This is a genomic window from Paenibacillus sp. 01T442 (assembly GCF_056398345.1).
Window position 1 is genome coordinate 1 of the sequence record NZ_JBFTPF010000075.1, and the last position, 24,143, is coordinate 24,143.

Here is a 24,143-nt window from a genome sequence, read left to right on the forward strand (position 1 = left end):
GCGGAACCAGCGCCGAACAGTTGCACCGTCTGGGAGTGGCCGATCGCCAGGGTGCACGATGGCACAACGAGTTCGGCAAAGACGGGCGCGGGGCGTTCCGCCGAAACACCCATGACTTTCTCATAGAACTCGACGAGACGATCCACGTCATCGGTAATGATGCGTACAGAAGCAAAATTCATGAGATACCATCCTTCCTATAATAACTGATACAATACCGTATCATATCACTTTGGGCCAAAATACTTCGCATTTATCTCCCACTCCTTTACGATTACTAACTCCGATTATAAAAAAACACTACTGACAACAGTATGTCAGTAGTGTTTTAACATTTTTTGGGCTTACTCCCGAATTCGATTTCGGAATGCGTCAGTACACGATATGGATGTTGCCGCGTTCCCGATCTCAAACTTGGTGTAGTTGTTCAGCAAGTCCATGTCGGTCGAATAGCCTTGCGGTTTTGGCAGCTGGGCATTGAGCTAACGGGCAGATTACTTCCAATGAATGGTTGGATATAATCTGTTTTTTCCCTTTGACAATAGTTTCAATAAAATGGTAACACAACATTGTAACACTTATTACAAATTCAAGTAGGTAGATAATATGAGTAGAAAATCAAATCGAAACGTAGTTATTTCTGTAAGGCTCGATGAAACAACCCTTATAGCGGTTGACTTATTGGTTAATGCAGGTCTTGCACAGAGCCGTTCAGAGGCAGCTTCACAGTTCATTACTATGGGAGTCCAATCCTCTGAAGAATTGATACTAAAGGCCAAGGAACTAGAAGAAAATGTTCGAAGAATGAAGAATGAGATGTTAGATGCTGTCAGAAGCAAGAATCTTGATAAAGTAAAACATTTGCTTGAAATCGATGAAAAGCTAAAGAATGCTAAATCCGAAGATGGTAAAACCGCCGTACTAATGACTGCTTATTACCGTGCTAATGAGATAAAAGAATTGCTTCTTCAAAAAGGTGCTGAACTTAATTTATATGAAGCAGCATCCGTCGGTAATATAGCTAGAATAAAAGAAATCATAGGCGAGGTACCGAAACGTATTAATAGCCATAGCTTTGATGGATACACGCCCCTTGGACTTGCTGCTCATTTTGGCCAAGAAGAAGCCACTACTTATTTATTGAGTTATGGTGCAGATATAAACCTTAAAGGATCGGATGGGAAGCTCAATAATACCCCATTGCACGCTTCGATAGCTGGTAATCACATAAATATTGTCAGGATTCTCCTTAAAAATTGCGCAGAGATTGATTCTCAATGTGAGGGGGAATTGCGAAATGGATTCACTCCTCTACATGTTGCAGTACATTTTAACCGGTTAGAAATCGCTAAATTGCTCATTGAGCATGGTGCAAATCTCTCAATACCAAATAGTGAATCGTTAACACCTTTGGAGTATGCATTATTAAAGGGTAACACTGAAATTGGTGATATTATTCAATCTACACTTAATACATGAACATGAAGTGGAAAACTAGTGGGGTTGCCAGTTATTAACGAAGAATGATGGCATACCGCACCTCAGTTTCGTCAAGAGGATACGTCGGTTACGCTGTGTCAGATGGAAAGCGGCAAGTTGATTAAGCTGCGGATCGATTGTATTTCCAACCGCCCGCATAATTCCGCTTATTACACGCTTCAAGGAACAAAGGGCTGTTATGAGGCGCCGAGAGGCCTTGGAGATGAGCACAAGATTTATTTGAAGGCGGAAGGCGATCATTCGGACAGTGCAGAGTGGCGGCCGCTTTCGGATTTCAACGAATATTTGCCCGAACGGTACAGGATAGCGACCGAGGAGCAGCGTAATGCTGGCCATTACGGCGGCGATTTCTTTATCGTTCAGGATTTCATTGACGCAATTCGAAATGGCTCCAAGCCGCCGATAGATGTCTATGATGCTTGCGAATGGACAGCGGTAGCACTATTGTCAGAATTGTCGATCGCGAATGGTGGAAGACCGGTGGATATGCCGGATTTTAGGAATTAGAGTTACCAATCAAGGAAAACCACGGGAGCAGGTTAAATGGGATACGTTTGTTGGCATCGCATGACGCTGGGCAACTTATGATTCCAAGGCTATCTCAAAAGGTCGTTAGCAATCGACTCTTTTAAGACAGCTTTTTTTCACAATATAGGGTATCACAAATTTGTCATCCAAAGAGAAAAGGCATATGCAGCGGCAGGATTTTTCTCAAGAAAAGTGACCTTTGTGCAAGTTAAGTGACAAGGGCATTCTATGAACAGCTTAGGAGTACAAAAGATGAGAGTAGGCAATCAGAKGGGGCTTTGGTACAATGTATGAAATTAATTCAAAAGTGCATGGAAACGATTCCGCCCCAAGGAGATGCAGCCTATGAAATCTACATTTACTCAAAAAATCATGCTTATTTACGGTGGGCTCCTGCTTAGTATCATTACATTAACCTTTCTCTTTTCTTATCTGGGAACGGTCAGGGGGCTGCGCCATCAGCTCACTGAAACCAATATCGCCTTGCTTAAGCAGGTTGATCAAAAAATGGAAATGGCCTTTCAACAGGTAGAGAAGGATTTGTTGCAATTGGCCAACGACTTGGATTTTGTTTATTTTATGAGCAATCTTTACAAGGATGAGCCACAGAGATACGCCACGTTTTATGCGATTAATGAAAAGCTGAGCGGCTTCTTGAACCGCAATTCGGATTTTTCTTCGATCTTTGTCTACTCTGACAGAAGTGGGGGGATCCTGACTGAGAAGACCTATATGAACAAAGAAATGTCCGAGAATAAATGGTTAACGGATTATCTAAATATGAAAGGTTACTATCAATGGCTGCCCACACATCAAATCTGGGACGGAGCAAAGAATAGGGATGTGGTGACGTTGATCCGTTCCTATCCTGTTCTAAGTATGCCGGGCCACCGGACAGGGCTGTTGGCTGTCAATATGAATGAATCGGTTCTGAATAAGATGATCCATGATATTTATGAAGAGGGTTATCAGGACCACACCTTCGTGATTGCAGGCAACGGAGACGTAGTGACGCACAACGACAAAAGCAAGCTGTACAGCAATTTGAAGGAACTGCCCTACACTAACCGGATTTTATCCGAAGAAGGAAACGGCTCCTTCAGCCTGAAGGTAGGCGGCGTCAAACAAACGGTCTTCTACATAACCTCCGAATACACCGGCTGGAAAATCGTCAGCGTCTTGCCGGAGAGCCAAGTGTACCAACCGCTTACAGTCACCCGCAATCTGYTCCTGGCTTTTATGACGATGATGTTTGTGATTGCCATTATACTGATCTTCTACTTTAGTACCAAGACTTTCCGGCCCATGGATCTTCTGATCGGCAAGCTCTCCGGCAAATACAACCACCCCAAAATGGGCAAGAGCGACAAGCCATATCAAGGTTTTTCCTATCTGGAGACTGTGTTTGACCAGATGTTTCTGGACCGCGATCATCTGGAGCAGCAAGTGCGGGATTCCAAGCCGATGCTGAAGTGGCGAACGGTCATGGATATGTTGATCGGATACCGAACCGAGTATGCTATGGTAAAGAATCATCTCGAGTTTACGGGAGGGAGCATATTTCCTGAAAGGTTCGTTGTGGCTACGGCCGAGGTCGGCAAGGAGGGAGGCATAGATCCCAGGGATGAAATGCTCTATTCCTATGCCCTTTGCAACGTGGCCGAAGAAATTATCAATCAGGAGAACGCCGGGATCGCCATTGACATCGGCGGAGGCCGAGCCGTTATTTTGTTCAGCTTTGCTGAAGGCGATGAGGCACAGAATCATCTGAGAGCGGCCATCTTGCTGGACCAAATTCTCGATGTCATGAACAAGCAAATAGGCGTGACCGTCACCGTAGGCGTTGGCAGATGCTATCAGGATATGAAGGATATTCCCATATCGTACGAGGAATCCCGGCAAGCCCTACGCTATAAAATGATCATGGGGATTCACACGGTTATTTCCATTGAGGATTTGCAGACAACGGACAGTCAGGATTATCTTCATTTTGTACAGCGCATTGACMGTATTCTTGACGCTCTGAAGCAAACGGATTCTGGCAGGATGAACACGTTGCTGCAGGAGGCCTATCAGGCGGCGGTAAAAAGCAATCTGTCTCCCGACTTGATCCGGCAATTTTCCTTCGAACTGGCGATTCGCGCTCTGCAGACGATGGAAGCCCTTGGCATCGGCACGGATGAGCTCAAGGGGAAGACTGGCAATTTGCATGAGCAAATTCACCAATGTGATAACTGGAAGCAAGCCGAGGAACTGGTTGGCACGTTCATGTCCAGTCTGGTCTGTGCAATCCAAGACAAGCGGAGCCAAAGGGGCAAGAGCAGGACCATCGACAGCATCCTGGTCTATATTCAGGAACACTATCCGGATAGCGGGCTTTCTCTGGATCAGTTGGCGGACGAATTTCATCTGAATCCAACCTATATCAGCAAGCTTTTCAAGGAGCATGCCGAAGGTAATTTTATCGATTATTTAATTGAAACTCGCATTCACGCCTCCAAGGAATTGCTAAGGGACAAGAACATTAAAATCAACGAAATCTCGGAAGCCGTGGGCTACACCAACAGTCGCAGTTTCATGAAAATTTTCAAGAAGTACACGGGTCTGACGCCTACCGAATACCGGGAGAGAATATTGATCAATATGCCACCCGAAAATTAAGGCCAGCGTACGCATTCAAAATGAAAGGGATTCTCCAGTGGAGAGTCTCTTTTTTTGGTGTGGTGCACAGAGGCACGCATTATCTAGTTGGTGAAAGTCCAACCAAGGGAGGGCAAAGCCACCTTTGTAGCTAGGATGCTTACGTATGGCGAAATCTGTGCGTAAAAGCGCATCGACAAAAGTACTTGTCAGAGACAAGGCGAGCAACATACCAGGCCGTAACATGAAGTGAATCCTGCCGCATAGTCAAAAAGGCCTCGCAAGAGGGAAAAGAGGAAGCCGAGTCTCGCGCACTAGGATGAAGGCCACGGAAGCTGTACAGAACTTGGAACGTCAGCGAAGAATCCTTCGGTATAGAGGGAGCGGCATGGTATGAAAGATAATGTAGTGAACTAGGGAGACCCTCCCCTGCACAGATTTTTTTTTAAAAACCGTAACGAGACGCTCTATAAGCTCGAAAAGCGAAGTGAGTCGTCTGCAGGAAGGGGAGTCCGAGAGGCTCATAGTGCGTGCGTGGCAGCACGATCATCAGGTGGGTTAAAGTCCCACTGAGCACCGGACTAGGGGGCTCATATCCAAACCCGGGGGTAACGCCTCGGGGGCCGGTAAACTGGAGGGCAGGGCGTCTGCCGCGAGGCAGAGTCTGAAGAGCTTGAGGAGAAATACCAGACTGTAGTGAAACGGGGCTACCCAAATTGCGAACCGGTCGGCCAAAGATGGGCAAGGTCGAGTCTGCACTATGGAGACGAAGGCGTTCTAGTCCACCTATCGCACCAAGGTGTGTGCGGGAGGCATGGTATGGAAGATGACGATGTGACCCATGGAGATCTCGTCGTGTCTGAAACGTAAGTACCTACTGGACAGGTGGGTAAATAAGGTCGAAGTGATCGTGCCACGCCCATCATTTCTAAAGATAGCGTGGCAGTTTCAGTAACGGGTGCTATAAGGAAACCCCGTAGGGCATACCTGACGCACGGCGAGAAGTCGGAGAGCTGCGTACTACTTATGAACGGACGAACAACAGAAACGTTCGGACAAGTACCTTGGTGTAACTGGCTCCCTACATACTCAAAAGGTAGATGGGGAGGGTAAGGCGGCTCGCTTTATGGAGACCGAAACTAGAATGAGTTTCGCGAGTAAGCGGCAAGGGACAGAAGTTCCCTATGTGAAAGACCTAGAACTTGCAGGCGGAGGATACGAAACAAATGAAAGCAGACGGCACAGGAAGGAAAGTTCATTCATTAATTGACAAGGTGTATAACAAGCACAATTTGGAGATGGCATGGAAATCAGTAAAAACCAATGGTGGTAGTGGTGGAATCGACAAAGTAAGCATTCCTGCCTTTCAAACGRTAGAGGAAGCCGAATTGGAACGTCTACATCAAGAGTTGAAACAAGGCACATACCAACCAATGCCCGTTAGACGGATTCTCATACCGAAGAAAGGGAAATCGAACGAAAAGCGTCCGCTAGGCATACCTGCAATTAGGGACCGCATTTGTCAACAAGCGTTGAAAACCGGCTAGAACCCATCTTCGAACCGTTATTTAGTGGGTGTAGTTTTGGATATCGTCCGGGAAGGTCTACACATCAAGCGATGCGCAAGATATACCGCGAACTTATGGATGGATGTGAGTGGGTCTTAGATGCCGATTTGCGAGACTTCTTTGGTGCGCCTAGGTAAGCTGGGTGCTTTCAGTGGGTGTAATTCCCACCCGGGCAAAGGGAAAAGCCGTCCTACCCGGAATCGAGTCTTGAACACGTAAAGGTAACGATACGGGTTAAGCGTAGACAGAGCGACGTCCAGGCCGTAATGCAAGTGAAGCGATAGAGCCTCGTGAGATATCCGGGGGCCGACAAGGTCGAAAACTTGGAAGGCTATAGTAGATTTCCGTAAAGGGCGAGGAAATCGGAGACCCCGGCGGGGTCTGAGAGCACGGCATGGCGGAAAAGGAAGCACAACGGAACTAGGGAGATCCACCGCGATCTTCATAGAAAAAAAATGGAGTACGCCGACTAAAAGGACCATCCATAGGGAAGCGGAAGTCGCGGTGGAAGTCGGACCTGCTGGTAGTACTCGGAGCGTGGGAAAGCCACGTACAGGGGGAAGCGGCAGGACAGAGTAAGCTCTTAACAGCGAAACATATCCCACACACAGAGGTGGACAATGTATGTCAACAAAACTGGCTAAGATAACAGAGAAAGCTCGGCAAGATAAGAAAATCCGGTTCACATCACTTGCGCATCTCATCACGCCCGAATTTCTACAAGAAACGTGGGGATTGATGAATCGTAAAGGTGCGAGCGGGATAGATGGAGAAACAATGGCTCAATTTGAAGCGAATCTGAAAGAGAGAACGGAGGATCTCTGGTCAAGGCTCAGACAAAATCAATATAAGGCTCCACCAGTAAGGCGAGTGGATATCCCAAAAGGAAATGGGAAGACATGTCCGCTGGGTATTCCTACAGTGGAAGACAGATTGGTACAACGAGCAGTAGCGAGAGTAGTCGAAGCGATCTTCGAGCAGGATTTTCTGGAAATCTCTTATGGATTTCGTCCGGGACGAAACCCGCACATKGCACTGAAGGCGCTCAGATCGTGCATTGTAACCAAGAAGGTAAGACATGTGTTCGAAGCGGATATCCGGGGCTACTTCAATCATATTAATCATGAATGGTTGATGAAGATGGTTGAACATCGGGTCGCTGATCCTGTTATCCTGCATCTCATTGGAAAATGGCTGCAAGCAGGAGTTATGCAACACGGAGTAGTCACACGGAATGAGGAAGGAACGCCACAAGGCGGMCCAATTAGTCCGCTACTTGCAAACATCTATCTGCATTACGTGCTGGATTTATGGTTTGAGAAACGGTGCAAGAGATGTTTGCAAGGAGAAGCCTACTTGATCCGATTTGCTGATGATTACGTGGTGTGTTTCGAATACAAACGGGATGCAGAGAACTTTCAGACGCTGCAAAATGAACGGATGAAGCAATTCAGTCTTGAATTAGCAGAAGAAAAGACCCGGCTTATGATCTTTGGACGATTTGCACGAGAGCGAAAAAAGCGGAATACGGAGAAAATCCGGAGACCTTCGATTTTCTGGGCTTTAAGCATGTCTGCGGAGTTGGACAAAAAGGCGAATTCGCGCTTGTACGAATACCAAGTGTGAAGAGTTGCCGGAAATTCACGGACCGCGTCAGAACTTGGCTGAGAGCGCATAGCCATTGGAAACGGCGAGATCAGCAGAAACAACTGACGATGATGCTTCGAGGATTCTACCAGTACTTTTCGCTTTACCATTGCGACTACAAATTGCATAGCCTTAAAAGACAAATTGAACGGCAATGGATCCGGTCCCTTCGAAGGAGAAGCCAAAGACATCGTCTATACTGGTCCTACTTGRGAAGTAGAGATTGGTTCAGGCTTCCGGAGCCTAAGTTACTCCATCCAACCATCTAACGAACTAACCTGTGAACGACTCTGGGGAGCCCGATGCGGGAAATCCGCACGTCGGGTTCTGATTGGGGCTGACGGTACAAAGGTGAAAATCTAAGGTCGTCTTCTACCAACCACAATATTAACCAAGAGAAACTAATGAAACTGGTGCAAATGCGCATCAATGACAGACGGATATTGAAGTTAATTAGGAAGTGGTTACAAGCGGAAGTTATGGAAGAGAGAAAGTAAGACGCTCGGACTTAGGCACACCTCAAGGTGGCGTCATCTCGCCGTTGCTGGCGAATATTTATTTTAAACTACTTTGACCAGATGTGGGAGAAACATGGGGATGGTGTAGGTGAGTTAACACGATATGCGGACGATATGGTTGTCGTTTGCAAAACAAAGAAAGAAGCAGACCATGTGTACAAACTCATTTGTACGATTATGGAGCGACTAGAACTTACCTTACATCCAACCAAAACCCGCATTGTGGGATTGTGGACAGGAGAAGAAGGATTCGACTTTCTAGGCATGCGCCAACGGAAAGTGTATGTCACCACGCAACAGTGGCTAACCAAAAAGGCAGAGGAACGCATACGAGAAGTGGTGAAAGAAAGAGTTGYGCCGCCGAGTTCACGCTCACGATCTTTTGAGGAGCAGGTAGAATGGCTAAATCCCAAAATTCAAGGGTGGAGAAACTACTATTACACGAACTACAGCCAGAGGAGATTAGCGAAGCTGGACTGGTATATTCTGCAGAGGTTGACTCGATGGTATGCAAAGAAAAGAGAACGAAAAAGATGGATGGGGTCATTTCAAGAAGTTAAGTTTATTGCCAAACAAATTGGACTTAAAACGTTACTGTAATTCCGAATGCTCATGACTGACGAACATCGGAAAGCCGTATGAGGGAAAACCTCACGTACGGTTTGATGAGGAGGGGCTGAAAATTTCAGCCCTTTACTCTAGCCACGCATGGTGAAAGTAGAAGAACTTCTACAACATCTCAAAGAAAACGGAGAGTCACTCAAGCAATCCATTTTTGATGGAAAATCCCGTCCTAGCCCCGTTCGAAGCCAGAGCCAAATAGGTGAAGGGTACAAATATGTGGTGGATATGGACTTAGAGAAAGACTTTGATACTTTGAACCAAAATAAGCTCGTCGAGGTACTATCGAGAACCATCAAGGATGGACGAGTCATCTCGCTCATACACAAGTACCTGATATCAGGAGTTATTATGAAGCAACGCTTTGAGGAAATGGAAGTCGGAGTACCGCAAGGTGGTAACTTAAGTCCAATTCTTAGCAATATCATGCTGAATAAATTGGATAAAGAGTTAGAGAGAAGAGGACATAAATTCGTACGCTACGCGGACGATCTCCTCATCTTTTGTAAAAGTAGAAGGAGTGCAGAGCGGGCATTAAAGAACATACTGCCTTTCATCACACGAAGAAGCTATTTCTTAAAGTGAATCGAGAGAAAATAATAGTGGATGAGGCGAAAGGGATCAAATTTCTTGGGTTTTCATTCAACCGAAACAGAGGAAAAGCAAGAGTCAGAATACACCCGAAATCTATAGCAAAGATGAAAGCGAAAATAAAGGCGCTTACGTCTAGAAGCAATGGAATGGGAAATGCGGCACGAGCAGAAAACCTGAAACGATATACTATGGGGTGGGTAAACTACTTTAAAATAGCGGACATGAAGAAACTTCTCCAAATAGCGGATGAATGGATGAGAACACAAGAAAGAGCTATTGGAGAACATCCAAAAGCCCAATCCTCGATAAATCCCTCGGAAACAATACCATTAAAGGTTTAGGATTCCTTTTCTTTTCAGACTATTATCGACAAATAACTGCGTGAACTAAGGAACCGCCGTATACCGAACGGTACGTACGGTGGTGTAGGAGGTCGGGCTACTCAACTAATGGCGATCGTATTAGCCGATTATCTCTGGTCCTATGGGGATGTAAATCCCCAAAACGGCGCCATAATTTGGATAAATGCAGACGGAACCTAAAGGAAAGTTACCTCAGGAAAAAATGGCGACCTGCGATTTCCAAAGAAAAGCGACTAATCTGAGAAGGAATCTGTAGCGAGAATTGCCTCGGCGGGACTAGCATGAGGAAGCAGGCCAAATGCACAATTTGAGCAGCTATCTGGGAGGGACGAACGTTGACATGAAAGAGAAAATTTCCGGTATGACCATAGAGCCGGCGAGGTCTGTGCAAACGCAGAGAAGAGACGTGTGGAAACGCATCATGCAGGATAAAACCTTGTATGCGATGCTGCTTCCGGTGATCATTTTTTATCTACTGTTCAAATATGCGCCCATGGCGGGGGAAATCATCGCCTTTAAGAATTACCGTTTCGCGGATGGCATTTTGGGAAGCGATTGGGTAGGCCTCAAACATTTTCACATGCTGTTTCAAAGTTCGGATTTCTGGAGAGTGCTCCGCAATACGTTGTTGCTGAATGTTTACAGCCTGGTTTTCGGGTTTCCGGTGCCGATTCTTCTGGCGCTTATGCTCAATGAGATTCGTATGGAGGGCTTCAAGCGGGTCGTTCAGAATCTGCTGTACATCCCCCATTTCATGTCCTGGGCCGTGCTTGGCGGCATTCTGATTACGCTGCTGTCTCCCAGCACAGGGGTTGTGAACCTGATTCTGCAGCACGTGTTCGGCATAGAACCTGTGTACTTCATGGCCAGCTCCAGCTGGTGGCCGGCGGCTTATACCTTGTCTTCCATTTGGAAAGAAGCGGGCTGGGGAACGATTCTGTACTTGGCTGCGATGGCTGCCATCGATCCCCAATTATATGAAGCGGCCAGGATTGACGGGGCCGGAAAAATGAGGCAGATCTGGCATATCACCCTTCCCGGCATCAGCAGCACGATCGCCATTCTGCTGATCCTGAGAATGGGCAGCATGATGGATGTCGGCCTGGAGCAAACACTCTCGCTGCAGAACGACTCCGTCCTGGATGTAGCCGATGTCATCAGCACGTACGTCTACCGCATCGGTCTGCAGAACATGAACTACAGCTATACGACAGCGATGGGCTTATTCCAATCGGTGATCGGGTTCGTGCTGGTGATCAGCGTCAACCGAATTATTCGTTTATTTGGCGAAAGGGGGCTTTGGTAAGCATGCGCGATAACCGTAACGGCACATTTGTATTTAAGGTGGGCCTATCCATCACCTATGTGGTGCTTGTGTTGTTCTCCTTGCTCACGCTGTATCCCTTCTGGTATGAAATCGCCGCTTCTTTCAGCAGCAGCCGGGCGATAACTTCAGGGGAAGTGTTCCTGTGGCCTGTGGAGTTCAATGTGGCGTCGTACATGCGGCTCCTGGATGACGGCCAGCTCGTCAAAGCGATGGGCAATACCGTTATTGTTACAGTGGTAGGGACCTTGTTCAACATGGCCATGACCATTCTGGCGGCCTACCCCTTATCCAGAAAACGGTTGTACGGCCGCGGTCCTTTGCTCTTGTTCATTACCTTCACAATGATTTTTACAGCAGGGATTATTCCTAATTTTATCTTGGTCAAGTCCCTTGGTTTGATGGATTCTTACTGGGCCTTATGGCTGCCCGGTCTGATCAGCACCTACAACATGTTTGTGATGAAAAGCTTCATGGAGGGGCTGCCTGAAGAAATCGAAGAGTCGGCCTCCATTGACGGGGCTGGGAACTGGCGGATTCTCGTGCAGATAATGATGCCACTATGCAAGCCGATTCTGGCTGCGCTGTCTCTGTTCTATGCGGTAGGCTGGTGGAATTCCTACTTTAATGTGATGTTGTATATCACGAGATCCAATCTGCAGACGATGGTGCTGAAACTCTATCAGATGATCAAGCAGGTAGACCCCAGTCTGTTAAACAACGGTGGTGGCAGCGAAGGCGCAGCAGCCGTTCTCTTGACGCCGGAAGCGATCAAGGCTGCTTCTGTGGTCATTGCCATCACGCCGATCCTATGCGTATATCCGTTTTTGCAAAAGCACTTTGTCAAGGGCGTATTGATTGGTTCGGTGAAGGGCTGATATCGTAGAGGAAAAAAGCCTCTTTGATATAAATCAGATTTTAAATTTTTGATAGGGGATGAAAACAAGTGAGCAAAAGAAAAGGAATTACCTCCGTAGCGGCTGTTGTACTGACCATGTCGATGCTGGCTGCATGCAGCAGCAACGCCGATAGTCCGAAAACCTCCGCTTCGCCTGGCGGAGGGGCGGCTTCCTCCGCGCCCAAGAAAGAAATCTCGATCTCCATATTTGACCGTGGAACCGTAGCGGCGGAAGAAGGCAGTTATGAGAACAACCGCTGGACCAAATGGATTAATGAAAATGCGCCGGCGATAGTCAAATGGATTCCGGTTCCCCGCAATGAAGCGCAAACTAAGCTCAACACGCTCATTGCCTCTGGCAGCGCACCTGATCTCATTTGGGAATATGACCGCGGTTATATCGCCCAGTTGGCGAATCAAGGGGTCATTCAGCCGATCGATGGCTATATCGAGAAATACAGCACAACGTACAAAAAATATTTGAGTGAGCATCCGGAGCTGAAACCCTACCTGACGTTCGATGGCAAGATGTATGCCGTTTCAAGCGTGCGCGGGTTTGATACGATTGCCAACCACGGCATCTGGATTCGTCAGGACTGGCTGGATAAGCTGCACTTGAAAATGCCGACGACCCAGGAAGAGTTCCTGGAAGTTGCCCGGAAATTCAAGACCGAGGATCCGGACGGCAACGGCAAGGCGGATACGGTGCCTATCGCTTTCCACGGCAACTCCGCTTCGATCCTCAGAGCTTTCTTCGGAACCAATGAGAATCAATGGTATCTCGAGGGCAACAAGCTGGAATTCGGAAGAATTTCCGAGCGGTATATGGATTCGCTGGCTTTCCAGAAGCAGCTGTTTGACGAAGGCTTGATTGATAAGGAATATATAACTGACAAAAGTTTCCAACGTTCCAAACAGTTCCTGACCACAGGGCAAGCTGGCATTTATTTTGCCGGCTGGAACGTAGAGCAAGACTACATGGACTTGAAGAAGAATCTGCCGAATGCCAATCTGGTGCCGATGGAGCCATTCTCTACGAAATACGGCAAATACGGTCTTTATCAGGAAACGCCGCCGAACATATTGACAGGCTTTAATGCCACTATGAAGGAAGACAAAATTGAAGCGGCCATTAAGTATTTGGATTGGATGTTGGCATCGGGTTGGAAGAAGCTTAAATATGGCGAAGAAAATGTCCACGTGAAGTACGAGGGAGACATTCCACAGACCATCGATGGGGATAAATTCCGCAAGGAAGTCAGTTATGCTTCGGAATACGCGGTTTTGTCCCAGCCCAACACCAAACCGGATTGGTATCCGGTCATGGCGGCGAAGGATGCGCTTTCCCAGGAATATGCGAAGAAAAAAGGGGAATCGCTGCAAATTGCTTTGAAAAACAAATACCGCCGCGATATTGCCTATAGCCCGAGCCTTCCGGAACTGACCCAACTGGTTGCCACGTTTGCTCCTGTTGCCCAACAGATTGAAGCTAAAGTGATCACTGGCGGAGCGACGATGACCGCCCAAGCGGGAATGGAGGAGCTGCGCAAGGAATGGAAGCGGCTTGGCGGCGAAAATRTAGAGAAAGTGGTTAATGAATGGTATCAGCAGAACAAGGATCAGTTGAAATAATCCAATTTTTACATGTTGTTTGATGAGCAGGGAACGTGAACCGGGAGTCTGTCCGGCCCAACTAGCCGGATGAACTCCCGGGCATGCTCGGTAAATCTGGCATCATTTCAATAATGAAAGAATGTCATTTGATGAACAAGCGCACAATCAGGTCATCGATATGCCCGGCCGGAATGCCGCAGTGATCCTATTCAAGAGTCGAAATGGGGGATGTTTATGTTGAGGAAAGCTGGCACGTATGTTTTACTGGCGATTTGGAGTTGCCTGCTATTCGTTGGGACTCTAAATGGAAGCGCTTTATCTGCGACGAATTTGGTTGTAAACGGTGGGTTCGAAAGCGGATTGTGGACAGAAAGAAGCGGAAATTTCAGTCTCGACACAGTAGAGTCCCATTCCGGTACTCGGTCGCTTCGGGTATCAGGTGGAACGGCAGAGCAGTATGCTGCATCAGCTCCCATAGCAGTCAATCCGAATTTCAGCTACAAGATCGTGGTGTGGGTGAAATCGGATTTGACGGACAGCCGACCGGTCCTCAGTCTTAATGTGCTACAAGGAAACAGCTCCAACCAGTCCTTGGGCTGGTATCCCAACTCTGCGTCCAAGAAGTTGGTGTCCTCTTCAGGCAGACAAATATGGACGCATTACGATGCGGTCATCTCTAATCTGAATCTCTCCACTTCGGTCATCAAAATTTATTTGAGATTGGACAGCGGCGCAAGCGGCACCGTTTGGTTCGATGACATAACAATGGAGCCATTGAATACAGCGGAAGCACCGGGGTTTGAAGCCGGTCTGTGGAGCTTGAATTCKGGAGCATTCATCAATGATTTGACCGTATTTCATACCGGAGCAAGATCGGCAGCCGTAACCGGACAAAGTTCGACGAGCTACTTGGGAACGGTACCCATTCCTGTCACAACAAGCGAGTCTTACAAGCTTTCCCTCTGGATCAAAACCAATCAAATCACCACATCAAACGGGATCAGTGTCAACATCCTCGAGGTGAACGCCAACAACCAATCCCTCGGGTGGCTGAATAACAATTTTAAGCTGCTGTCAACTGGCGGCACGCAGGACTGGACCCGTTATGAAACTTCCGTTTCCGGATTTAAGGCCGATACGGTTTCCTTAAGAATTTATTTGCGGGCAGATGCCGGAATCGGCGGAACGGCCTGGTTTGACGACGTCGAATTTATTCAGGCTTACCGGAATCATTTTTCATGGGGAGTGAACGGGCATAACAAAAGCTATCCGGTTTACCCGGCTTCTCAACTCGGCAGCCAAATCCAGAAAGCGAAGGACCTCGGCATTTCCGGGTACCGCATCAACGTCGCTCCAGATATAACGGACAACGGCTACGACTGGACCTATATGGATCAGGTGGTGGATACAGCTTTTAACCAAGGTTTGAAACTGTATGCCGTGCTGTATTCCGGATTGACCCCGACGGCTGGGCAGCTTCAGCAATATGGGCAGGCGATCGCGGAGCGTTACAGGGGGAAAATAGCCTATTACCAATTGGGGAACGAACGCGATATCTATTGTTTCATCAGTCCCAACGACGGTACGAGTCCGTCCCACTACGATGCGGTGAAATACAACGACACCAAGTCGAAAATAACGGCTCTGGGCACGGGAATCATCACCGGGGATCCCTATGCCCGCAGGGTGATCAACATTGGAGGCAATCATACGGGTTTCCTCGAAAGGCTGCAGGCGGATGGGGTTCAGTGGGAGGTCAATGCCATCGACTGGTATGGCGATGCCAGCTCCCTGATTGCAACGTTGTCCGTTATGCAGAATTATGTCCAAAACGAGATCTTGATCGCGGAGGGTAACATCCACTACGGCACTTACACAGCAACGGAGCAGGAACAAGCTGATTACTTGACGGCAACAGCGAATCAGGTGTATTACGGGGCTCCCGCCAAGGTAAATGGGTACTACGTCTATGAGCTGCTGGATGAATCCAATCTGACCGGGCCAGAAGGAGATTACGGGTTGGTCCGGTATTCTAACGGAACCATAGGCGCTGAGAAGCAGGCCTTCGGGGCATTCCGGAATGTCATTCAGAGGAAACCGTAAGAACGTGACACATATCTTGTGACATGCTGTTTTTGAAAAAAAGAGAGGTTCCTCCAAACAAGTCCAGCTATATTTGAAAGCGTTAGCATGAAGAATCAGCCTAAAGGAGCGATGGAAGTGAGTTATTACAAATTGCGGTCATTAAAGGTTTGGATCTGCCTGATGGTCTGTTTGCTGGTTCTGCAAACCGTACCGGTTCGGTCCGGACTGACCGGTKCCGGAACGGCGGCAGCCGAAGCAGGTCCGGTGCAATTTTCTCCGACGAATGATGCCCACGTGCAAGGCGGGACTAGCGCCAACACGATTTATGGGACAGCCGCCACGATGCCCGTCAAATACGTCAGCACGGATCCGAATGTGACCCGGCAAGCGTTCATGACGTTTGATTACGGCGCCTATACCGGGAATGTAGGCACCGCTACGCTGAGCGTTTATGGAACCTCGACAAGTTCAGCCACGGTCCATCTCAGCGTCTACGGTGTAGAAGATGACACTTGGACGGAAGGAACCGTTACTTGGAACAAAAAGCCCGTGCTGGATCACTATCTGGGGTCTGTCGACGTACAGAAGGCCGGGAACTGGATCAACCTGGACGTGACTTCCTATGTTCGCAGCCAGATGAGCCAGGACAAGAAGGCAAGTTTTGCCTTCGTTCTTGAAACCTCTGACGTCAACACGGTCGTCAGTTTAAACAGTAAGGAGAATACGGTTAATCGTCCCTATCTGGAGCTGTCCGGCCAGCCGGCCGACCCTGCGGCCCCCCAATGGCCGGCTGGTGCGGCTGTTTCCTTCGATCAATTGCCCGGCGCAGGACCAACCCTCCATTGGTCGGGAGCGCAAGACCTTTCTGGTGTGACCGGTTATCGGATCTACCGGAACGGCACCCTGATCGGAAGCACAGCAGGCAATCAGTCGCAATTTTCCCTTCCGGTCATGGAAGCTGGCAAGAAATATACCTACAACATCGAAGCGGGAAATGCCGCAAACAAATGGAGCCATGACGGTCCTTACCTGACCTGGACGGCCGGTGACGCCTCCCATACTTTTATCCCCCCAACGGCGGATACTTACGTTCAGGGCGGCACCTCTGCAACCGTTAACAATGGGCGGGCACCCTCGATGGTCATTAAAAATATAGATGCGGATCCCAACGTCACGCGCCAATCGCTGATGAAATTCAATCTGGACGGGTACACCGGCGAGCTGGGTTCAGCCAAGCTGAAGGTATATGCGGCCACCAAAGATGGAACATCAGTTCCAATTTTTCTCTATGGGCTCGAGAATGATGTCTGGGAGGAGTATCAGGTCACTTGGAACACCAAACCGGCACTGGATCACATGCTGGGCAGCGTGACCACAACGACAACCTACAAATGGTTTGAAGTGGATGTCACCTCCTTCGTCAAAAAACAATTGGCGGGGGATCGGATGGCCGGCTTCGCGATCGTGGAGCAATTGCCTTCCGGCTTTGTTGTGAGTGTGAATGCGAAGGAGAATTCAGCCAATCGTCCTTACTTGGAATTGTCTTCCCAAAGGGTTAACGAAACCKCACCTTCCTGGCCGGCGGATGCCAGCTTGCGATTGTCTTCGGATCCTAGTCTCGGGCTCAACTGGACTCCCGCTGCGGATGCTTCAGGTGTAACGGCGTACAAAATTTATCAGAATGGCGTTGAGGTCGGTACCGTTCAAGGGAATGTGACGTCATTTCCGTTAACCCTCGATGCGGGCAAGAAGTTCACTTACAAGGTGGAGGCCGAGAACGCGGCGAATCAGAGGAGCAACGACGGTCCGTACGTGACATTCATCGTACCGGATCCGYCGCGTGTCGGGGCCTATTTCCCGGTAGAGGATGCTTATGTCCAGGGCGGCAGTGCCAACACCAAAAATTTCGGTTCGGACGAATCGCTGCTCGTCAAGAACATGGATGCCGACCCGAATGTCACGCGACAGGCTTTCCTGAAATTCGATCTCAGCGGCTTCACAGACGATGTCGGAAGCGCGAAGCTCTATGTCTACGCTGTGGCAGCGGACTCGCCGGCCGTAGACATACAGTTCTTCGGACTGGAGGACGATACGTGGAAAGAGTCAACCGTGACATGGACCACGAAACCTGCCTCCGAGCATTATTTGGGAAGTGCCGGCTTGAATCCAACCTGGAAATGGGTTGAGATTGACGTGACTTCGTATGTGAAGCAGCAGTTTGCGAAGGACCAAACAGCCGGCTTCGGGATCGTCCAGTTGAATCCCGCCGGGAATGTTGCCCAGATCGTCAGTCGTGAGAGCGCTGTGAACCGTCCGTATTTGCAACTATCTTCTATCCGTTCCACACCGCTTGCGCCGGCTTGGCCTGTGGACTCCGGCGTGCAGGTGACCGGAATGACCGAGTCCGGACTCCAGTTAAGCTGGCGTGCAGCATCCAACGATACAGTCAGCTACAGCGTCTATAATAACGGGACATTCATCGCGAGAACGGACAGCGGCGTCCGTACCTTGCAAGTAACGGGGCTGGAACCGGGCAAAAAGTACACGTTCAAGGTGGACGCTGCTGGCCCGTCAGGCCAACGGAGCACCGACGGACCGTTTGTCACCGTCACGATTCCAAAGACGGAACTTGTACAAATGGCCATGGGGAATGTGTTCGCCGCCGATGAGCCTATTCAGTTCAAGATTGCTACGACCCGGCCGAGTGCGGACTGGAAGGTGCTGGATTGGCAAGGGGCCGTTATGGCGGATGGAACGGCCGTTTCCTCCAACGGGGAAGCTCTGATCGGGGTCCCATTTTCCAAGCTGGGTTACTTTACCTTGCAGGCCCGTGTAGTTTCGGATCTGTATGATCCCATTGACCTGACAACGTCGTTCACCGTCGTTCCGATCCCTCCGCAGATGGCCGATTTGGAAGGTTCCCCCTTCGGCGTAGCCGCCCACCTGCATCGGACCGCTTATGGCTGGACTCCCAACTTGACCAAGCTCATGCAGTACGCCGGAATCAAAATGGCAAGGGGTGGAATCGAGTGGTCTGGTGTCGAGAAGACCAAGGGTGCCTATACATTTACTGTACCTGACCAGTATATGGGCAAGCTGAAGGACGAGAATTTCGATTTCCTTTACGTATCTGGCTACAACAACCCGCTGTATGACAATAACAGTACGCCTTATACCAATGAGGGACGCCAGGGATTTGCCGATTATGTGAAGGCCTATGTGGACCAGTATGCGGACCAGTTGGAAGGGTTCGAGGTCTATAACGAGTTCAACGGCGGCTTCGGAGACCGCGGTACKGGGCCGGCTGATTCCAAACCCGACTATTATTTCAGCCTGTTGAAGACGGTGTATGAAACCGTGAAGCCGGCCCATCCCGATTTGCCTGTGATCGGCATGGATACGGCGGGCATTCCACTGGCCTGGATGGAAGAGGTATTCAAGCTGGGCGGTCTGAACTATATGGACGCGGTATCGTTCCATCCCTACCGTTACCCGAATACGCCCGAAGGTCTGGCAGATGCTATCCATGGTCTGGATGAATTGATCCGCAAGTACAACAACGGACAACCGAAGCCGCTATGGATCTCGGAGGTTGGCTGGCCAACCTTTGTCGGGGTAAAAGGGGTGACGGAGAAAACCCAGGCCGATTACTTGCTGCGCAGCTATGTGGTTGCGCTGTCCAAACGCGTGGAGAAAATTATCTGGTACGACCTGATGAACGACGGCATCGTCAAAGATTTGAACGAGGATAATTTCGGGATTCTCCGGAATGCGTCCGACGAGATGGGGGCGTATACCGGCAAACCGGCCTACGGGGTATACGCAGCCATGACCAAGGAGCTGACCCATGCCGATTTTGTCCGGGAGGAAGCTTGGGGCGGCAGTATCAAAAGCTATCTGTTCGATCAAGCTGGCCAACCCCTCCGGGTCATCTGGTCGACATCGGCAGCCGAGCAGACGGTTATCCAAACCGACCTTCCTGTGCAAATCGTGGACAGCATGGGCAATACCAATACCCTTGTTCCCTTTAATGGAAAGGTGTACCTCACCTTAACAGGGGAAGCGGTATATCTCAAGGGAGATATTGCCGGAATTGCGACGGATCCCACTTTTTCATTGAAGGGCCAATCCGCTTACACAGGCGAACAGATTGCGTTTACGGTGGGGATGAACAACCGCGGTTCCCAAGTGATGAATCTGGGTGCGGAGGTTGAAGGGCGACCGTATACGCTCCGTGCCGAAGGAGGAACGACGGCATCGCAGGAAGTTCAGGTGGACGGCTTGATGCAGCCAGGCCAACGGTTTGCCGACGTGTGGCTATATAGCGGAAACGACAAGGTGGGGCTCTTGCGGTACAGCGCGGATGTGCTTCAGGCGTATGAGTTGACCCTCCACCCGACCTTTGTCGATTCGGCGGGAGCCCAGCAGATTTTGAAGCTGAAAATACGGAATCTGTCCGATAGCAAACCATTGCACGTAGCGAAGGCCGATTGGAAGCTGGGGACTCAATCCGGTACAGAGCAATGGAACGCGGATTTGGCACCTGGCGAGATAAGAACTTTCGCCATCCCGATCACCAATACGCCTTCCGGATCGGCCACTAAGATCAAACTAAAGGTTGATTTGGGGCAGGCGGGAAACTATTCCTATGAGGGAAGTGTGGAATTCAATCCCATTTTCATGGGAACGGTTCAGGTGGACGGAACGCCGGACCCGGCAATCACAGCGACTGCGCCAGTCATCGATTTGGCGAAAGGCACGAATAAAATCACCGGTTACCAGGGCGCATCCGATCTGAGCGGGAACATCTGGCTCCATTACGATCGGGATAACCTGTACTTGACCGCCAAGATTACGGATAATACATGGGCCACGCCTTTTGCATCGTCTAACATTTGGCAAAACGACAGTATCCAGTTCGGAATTGTCAGCGGGTTAGCTGGACAAAGCACGGACTGGTATGAATACGGACTTTCCCAAACCGCAGATGGCCCACTGATCTACCGGTGGACGGCTCCCAAAGGGAAGCCCACGGGTGCCGTCAACAACGGCAATCTGCAGATCACAAGGGACGAAGCGACGCATGTGACGGCTTACGAGTTGGCTCTGCCATGGTCCGAGCTGACGCCGGTGAAAGCGGCGAAGGACGGAGTCATCAGCTTCTCACTTCTGGTCAACGATAATGATGGCAGCGGCAGAAGAGGCTGGATCGAATGGGGCTCAGGCATCGGTGAAGGCAAGCAATTGAGCAAATTCCGACCGATGGAATGGGTCAAGGATTCTTATGATCCTGTAGTTGTGATCCAAGGCGTAGCAGAAGGAAAAACATATTCCGATCAAGTTGTCCCTGTTGTCAACATCGAGGATGAAGATCAGGATCCGGCCGGTCTGACCATAGAGCTGGATGGTGGCGGGTGGACGAATCTTCAGCCTGTCAAGGAGAAAGGCCCCCACCAGTTGGTAGTTCAGTCCGTGGACCAACAAGGAAATACGGCATCAGGTTCCGTTTCGTTTACGATTACCCACGGTACGTCGCTGCAAACGGAACCGGCGTCTGTTAGGCCTGGTGAAACAGCTATGCTGAAAGCGGTGTTGACCGACAAGTCCGGAAATCCGGTAGCGGGCGAAACCGTCATGTTCCAATTGAACGGTACAGAGGCGGGAAGCGCTGTAACAAATGCTCAGKGGATGGCGGTATATGGGGCGGCTACGGATACGCTGGCCGTCGGGAGCTATGTCTGGAAGGCCGAATATGCTGGCAATGAAACTGCTTACTATACGGGAAGCGAATCGGATGGAGAACTTGCCGTTCAAGAGGGTGAAACCAATCCACCGATAACGCTAACAGAGGTCCGGTTTGACATGACACCGTATTCCCTGTATGCAGGCGACAGGCTGCAAGCCGTTGTGGAGGCCGTCTATTCCGATGGCTCACACCGCGACATTACGGCTCAATCCGGCTTTTCGTCCGACAATACAGGGATCGTTCAAGTCGATCCTGCTGGGCTTTTGACCGGGATTGCTCCCGGGAGCGCTGTGGTCCGCGCGGGATACGGAGGAATGTTTGTCGAAGCGGAAGTCAGGGTCAGCTTGCGGCCGACCGGCGGCAATGATTCGTACGGTTCTCCTTCAAGTCCCGACCAGCGGGCACAAGGGTGGCTGCATCTTGCCGCAGGTGCCTCCGGCGAGGTTTCACTGGGTGGGGAAGCGAACGTGAGCGTACCGGCCGGCGCCCTGCATAAACCGGTTACCATTACGATCGGGAAGGTGAAGGACGACAAGTTGCTGCTACAGGAACAATTGCCACTTCTAAGCAATATTTATGAATTCCTGAAAGATGTGGAAGGTGTTTTTGAACAGCCGGTCACGATCCGATTGGCCTATGATCCGCTTAAAGTGAAGGCTGGGCAACAACCTGCTGTCTATTATTATGACGAACAGAAGAAGGAATGGGTGGAAGTGGGTGAAGTTCCGACAGTGGAGGGGCAATACATTTCCGTTCAGGTTCATCATTTCACGAAATTTGCCGTCTTTGCCATGGAGATCGAACAACCGAAACCGCAAGAAAAGCCCGGTTCTGCCATTCCATTCACGGATATCGGCGGCCACTGGGCGAAGCAGTGGATCGAGCAGGCCGTGACCCGCGGGATCATCAACGGCTATGACGATGGAGGCTTCCTGCCAGATCATCCTGTAACCAGACAGGAATTTATCACTATGCTGGTTCGTACGGCATCGCTTCAAGAGGAAGCGCCCCAAGCAGCCTTCACGGACGCAGCAGGAATCGCACCATGGGCACGTTCCGCCGTATCGTTGGCCGTTCGGAAAGGCTGGATCGAAGGGTATGAAGATGCCAGTTTCCGGCCGCAGCGTTACATCACTCGCTCCGAGATGGCGGTGATCCTGATGCGTGCGGTTGGAGGGCMAGTGCCGGACGTGAAGACGACCGGATTCGGGGACGATGCGGATATCACGCAATGGGCGAAGCCCTATATAGCTGGTGCCTCTGCAAACGGACTGTTGGAAGGTCGCAGCGGCGGCAGATTCGAGCCCGCCGTACAAGCAACGCGTGCAGAAGCAGCCGTTATGCTGCTGAGAATGGCGGATAAGCAGCTCCACTAAGCCTTAAGCAGGGGAGAAGACAGCGAATTAGCAAGCGATTTTCGCCGGCTATCGCTGTCTTCTTTTTGCTTCTATAGTTTACTGGCTTCTTGCACTTCAAACCAATTTGTACTCCAACCATAAGAAGGCCCACGTCGATTCTGAGGACTTTTGTCTCGTAAACTTAGGCACGTATTAGATAGTTAGCAGCAACAAGAACAAGCCGCGGCTCTGCTCCTTGTTCTATTAGAGGGCCGTGGTTGGCAAGGGGGATAGTAGAGCTAGAATCAGCATACGCTAATGAAAGGGAAGCGGGCAACCTGTTACCCGGAAGGAACGTACCGTAAACGGTGAAAACGGTAATGGGTATTTTACTAAATGTGAAATGGGAAGACGCAAAAGTAGAAATGTCCCGTCAACCTGATTATAAAATACTTATCTTCAACGTAGTCCCAACAATTTCTTATGAACCAGTAACTTATGCCGTTTGGCTATCTCCAAAGAAAGATTTATTAGAAGTAATTATTGAAGGTCAGTCCAAGTATGGGAAAGGTACTAAAGAAGAGGTTAAAAAGCTACTTTCAATATTGGAAATGCCTTGAGAAGCAAACTGGACATTCATTAAACTAACGAAAGAACTTTAACACAATAGGAATGTTGAGGTCAGCAACGAATCTAAAAGGGGATAATAAATCGTTGAAATATAAAAATGACGAGGGAATAGATTATTTAAGAAGGTACCCAGCTTTATGGAAATGGATGAATAAGTGTAAAGTTTGTGAGCAGGTTGGATACAAACCTGATTTACCTGAACATATACATCCCGAGTATGCGGTTCCGCACCTTCGATGGAATGATAAATACATAAGAAAKTATTTCAAACCGCTTTATCTAAGCGAAGATGAATATTGTGAAGTATGTAAAAACCTATTTCCATCTTAACGCGTTTCCGCTAACTGATAACGATAGTTCAAAACCAGAGGGGCTGCCGCGTGGCCAATGTCATTTAGTTAAGGCGCGGGTTCAAATATCAAGAAAAAGAGCAGGTTATCGAAAAGATAGCCCGTTCTTTTTTTTGCACGAAGAAGAGAAGTAAGACTTGACAAGTACGTATAAATGTGTGGCGAAGCCCCTTGAAAAACG

General features: G+C 49.3%; 15 protein-coding genes and 2 pseudogenes. 16 read left to right on the forward strand and 1 reads right to left on the reverse strand.

From position 1 onward, the window contains the following. Positions 1–182, reverse strand: a 182-nt coding sequence (locus tag AC1DLM_RS29660) for a VOC family protein (protein ID WP_477571966.1), incomplete at its 3' end; no start/stop codon positions are given. Between the two features lie 424 nt (positions 183–606). On the opposite strand from AC1DLM_RS29660, the gene AC1DLM_RS29665 reads away from it, so the two are divergent. The 16 genes and pseudogenes from AC1DLM_RS29665 to AC1DLM_RS29740 all read left to right on the forward strand — a co-directional run bounded on the left by AC1DLM_RS29665 (position 607) and on the right by AC1DLM_RS29740 (position 23,602). Beyond that, entirely contained in the window at positions 607–1,479 is an 873-nt protein-coding gene (locus tag AC1DLM_RS29665) for an ankyrin repeat domain-containing protein (RefSeq protein ID WP_477571967.1), read from the forward strand. A 69-nt stretch (positions 1,480–1,548) separates the two neighbouring features. Then, positions 1,549–2,007: pseudogene (locus tag AC1DLM_RS29670) on the forward strand (Gfo/Idh/MocA family oxidoreductase); the annotation flags it as partial. A 366-nt stretch (positions 2,008–2,373) separates the two neighbouring features. After that, the gene (locus AC1DLM_RS29675; protein ID WP_477571968.1) at positions 2,374–4,689 is read left to right on the forward strand and encodes a cache domain-containing protein; all 2,316 of its coding nucleotides are present in this window, start codon (positions 2,374–2,376) and stop codon (positions 4,687–4,689) included. 1,205 nt (positions 4,690–5,894) lie between these two features. After that, the gene (locus AC1DLM_RS29680; protein ID WP_477571969.1) at positions 5,895–6,215 is read left to right on the forward strand and encodes a hypothetical protein; all 321 of its coding nucleotides are present in this window, start codon (positions 5,895–5,897) and stop codon (positions 6,213–6,215) included. A gap of 645 nt (positions 6,216–6,860) precedes the next feature. Continuing rightward, a complete protein-coding gene (gene ltrA, locus AC1DLM_RS29685) occupies positions 6,861–7,862 on the forward strand; it encodes a group II intron reverse transcriptase/maturase (RefSeq protein WP_477571970.1) in 1,002 nt (333 codons plus the stop codon). Next, positions 7,859–8,152, forward strand: a complete 294-nt coding sequence (locus AC1DLM_RS29690) for a group II intron maturase-specific domain-containing protein (protein WP_477571971.1) — start codon at positions 7,859–7,861, stop codon at positions 8,150–8,152. Before ltrA ends, AC1DLM_RS29690 begins: the two co-directional genes overlap by 4 nt. A gap of 255 nt (positions 8,153–8,407) precedes the next feature. Then, on the forward strand, positions 8,408–9,001 hold the full coding sequence (locus AC1DLM_RS29695) for a group II intron maturase-specific domain-containing protein (RefSeq protein ID WP_477571972.1): 594 nt from the start codon (positions 8,408–8,410) through the stop codon (positions 8,999–9,001). A 108-nt stretch (positions 9,002–9,109) separates the two neighbouring features. Next, positions 9,110–9,607 (forward strand): reverse transcriptase domain-containing protein, encoded by a 498-nt coding sequence (locus tag AC1DLM_RS29700; RefSeq protein ID WP_477571973.1) that lies wholly within the window; start codon positions 9,110–9,112, stop codon positions 9,605–9,607. Between the two features lie 17 nt (positions 9,608–9,624). Next, positions 9,625–9,957 (forward strand): group II intron maturase-specific domain-containing protein, encoded by a 333-nt coding sequence (locus AC1DLM_RS29705; protein ID WP_477571974.1) that lies wholly within the window; start codon positions 9,625–9,627, stop codon positions 9,955–9,957. A gap of 361 nt (positions 9,958–10,318) precedes the next feature. Continuing rightward, positions 10,319–11,284 (forward strand): ABC transporter permease, encoded by a 966-nt coding sequence (locus AC1DLM_RS29710; RefSeq protein ID WP_477571975.1) that lies wholly within the window; start codon positions 10,319–10,321, stop codon positions 11,282–11,284. A 2-nt stretch (positions 11,285–11,286) separates the two neighbouring features. Beyond that, the gene (locus AC1DLM_RS29715) at positions 11,287–12,180 is read left to right on the forward strand and encodes a carbohydrate ABC transporter permease (RefSeq protein ID WP_477571976.1); all 894 of its coding nucleotides are present in this window, start codon (positions 11,287–11,289) and stop codon (positions 12,178–12,180) included. 68 nt (positions 12,181–12,248) lie between these two features. Next, on the forward strand, positions 12,249–13,832 hold the full coding sequence (locus tag AC1DLM_RS29720; protein WP_477571977.1) for an extracellular solute-binding protein: 1,584 nt from the start codon (positions 12,249–12,251) through the stop codon (positions 13,830–13,832). Positions 13,833–14,048: 216 nt separating this feature from the next. Continuing rightward, positions 14,049–15,917, forward strand: a complete 1,869-nt coding sequence (locus tag AC1DLM_RS29725) for a carbohydrate binding domain-containing protein (protein ID WP_477571978.1) — start codon at positions 14,049–14,051, stop codon at positions 15,915–15,917. Between the two features lie 162 nt (positions 15,918–16,079). After that, positions 16,080–16,640 (forward strand): annotated as a pseudogene (locus tag AC1DLM_RS29730) (CBM96 family carbohydrate-binding protein); the annotation flags it as partial. Between the two features lie 129 nt (positions 16,641–16,769). Continuing rightward, complete coding sequence (locus AC1DLM_RS29735) at positions 16,770–23,021, forward strand: CBM96 family carbohydrate-binding protein (RefSeq protein WP_477571980.1); 6,252 nt, start codon at positions 16,770–16,772, stop codon at positions 23,019–23,021. Between the two features lie 329 nt (positions 23,022–23,350). After that, entirely contained in the window at positions 23,351–23,602 is a 252-nt protein-coding gene (locus AC1DLM_RS29740) for a hypothetical protein (RefSeq protein WP_477571979.1), read from the forward strand. Positions 23,603–24,143: the final 541 nt, after the last annotated feature.

Bases quoted from the DNA above. Each gene is read 5' to 3' on its own strand.
- AC1DLM_RS29665 (WP_477571967.1), top strand. From the start codon at position 607: ATGAGTAGAAAATCAAATCGAAACGTAGTTATTTCTGTAAGGCTCGAT.
- AC1DLM_RS29700 (WP_477571973.1), top strand. From the start codon at position 9,110: ATGGTGAAAGTAGAAGAACTTCTACAACATCTCAAAGAAAACGGAGAG.
- AC1DLM_RS29710 (WP_477571975.1), top strand. From the start codon at position 10,319: ATGAAAGAGAAAATTTCCGGTATGACCATAGAGCCGGCGAGGTCTGTG.
- AC1DLM_RS29715 (WP_477571976.1), top strand. From the start codon at position 11,287: ATGCGCGATAACCGTAACGGCACATTTGTATTTAAGGTGGGCCTATCC.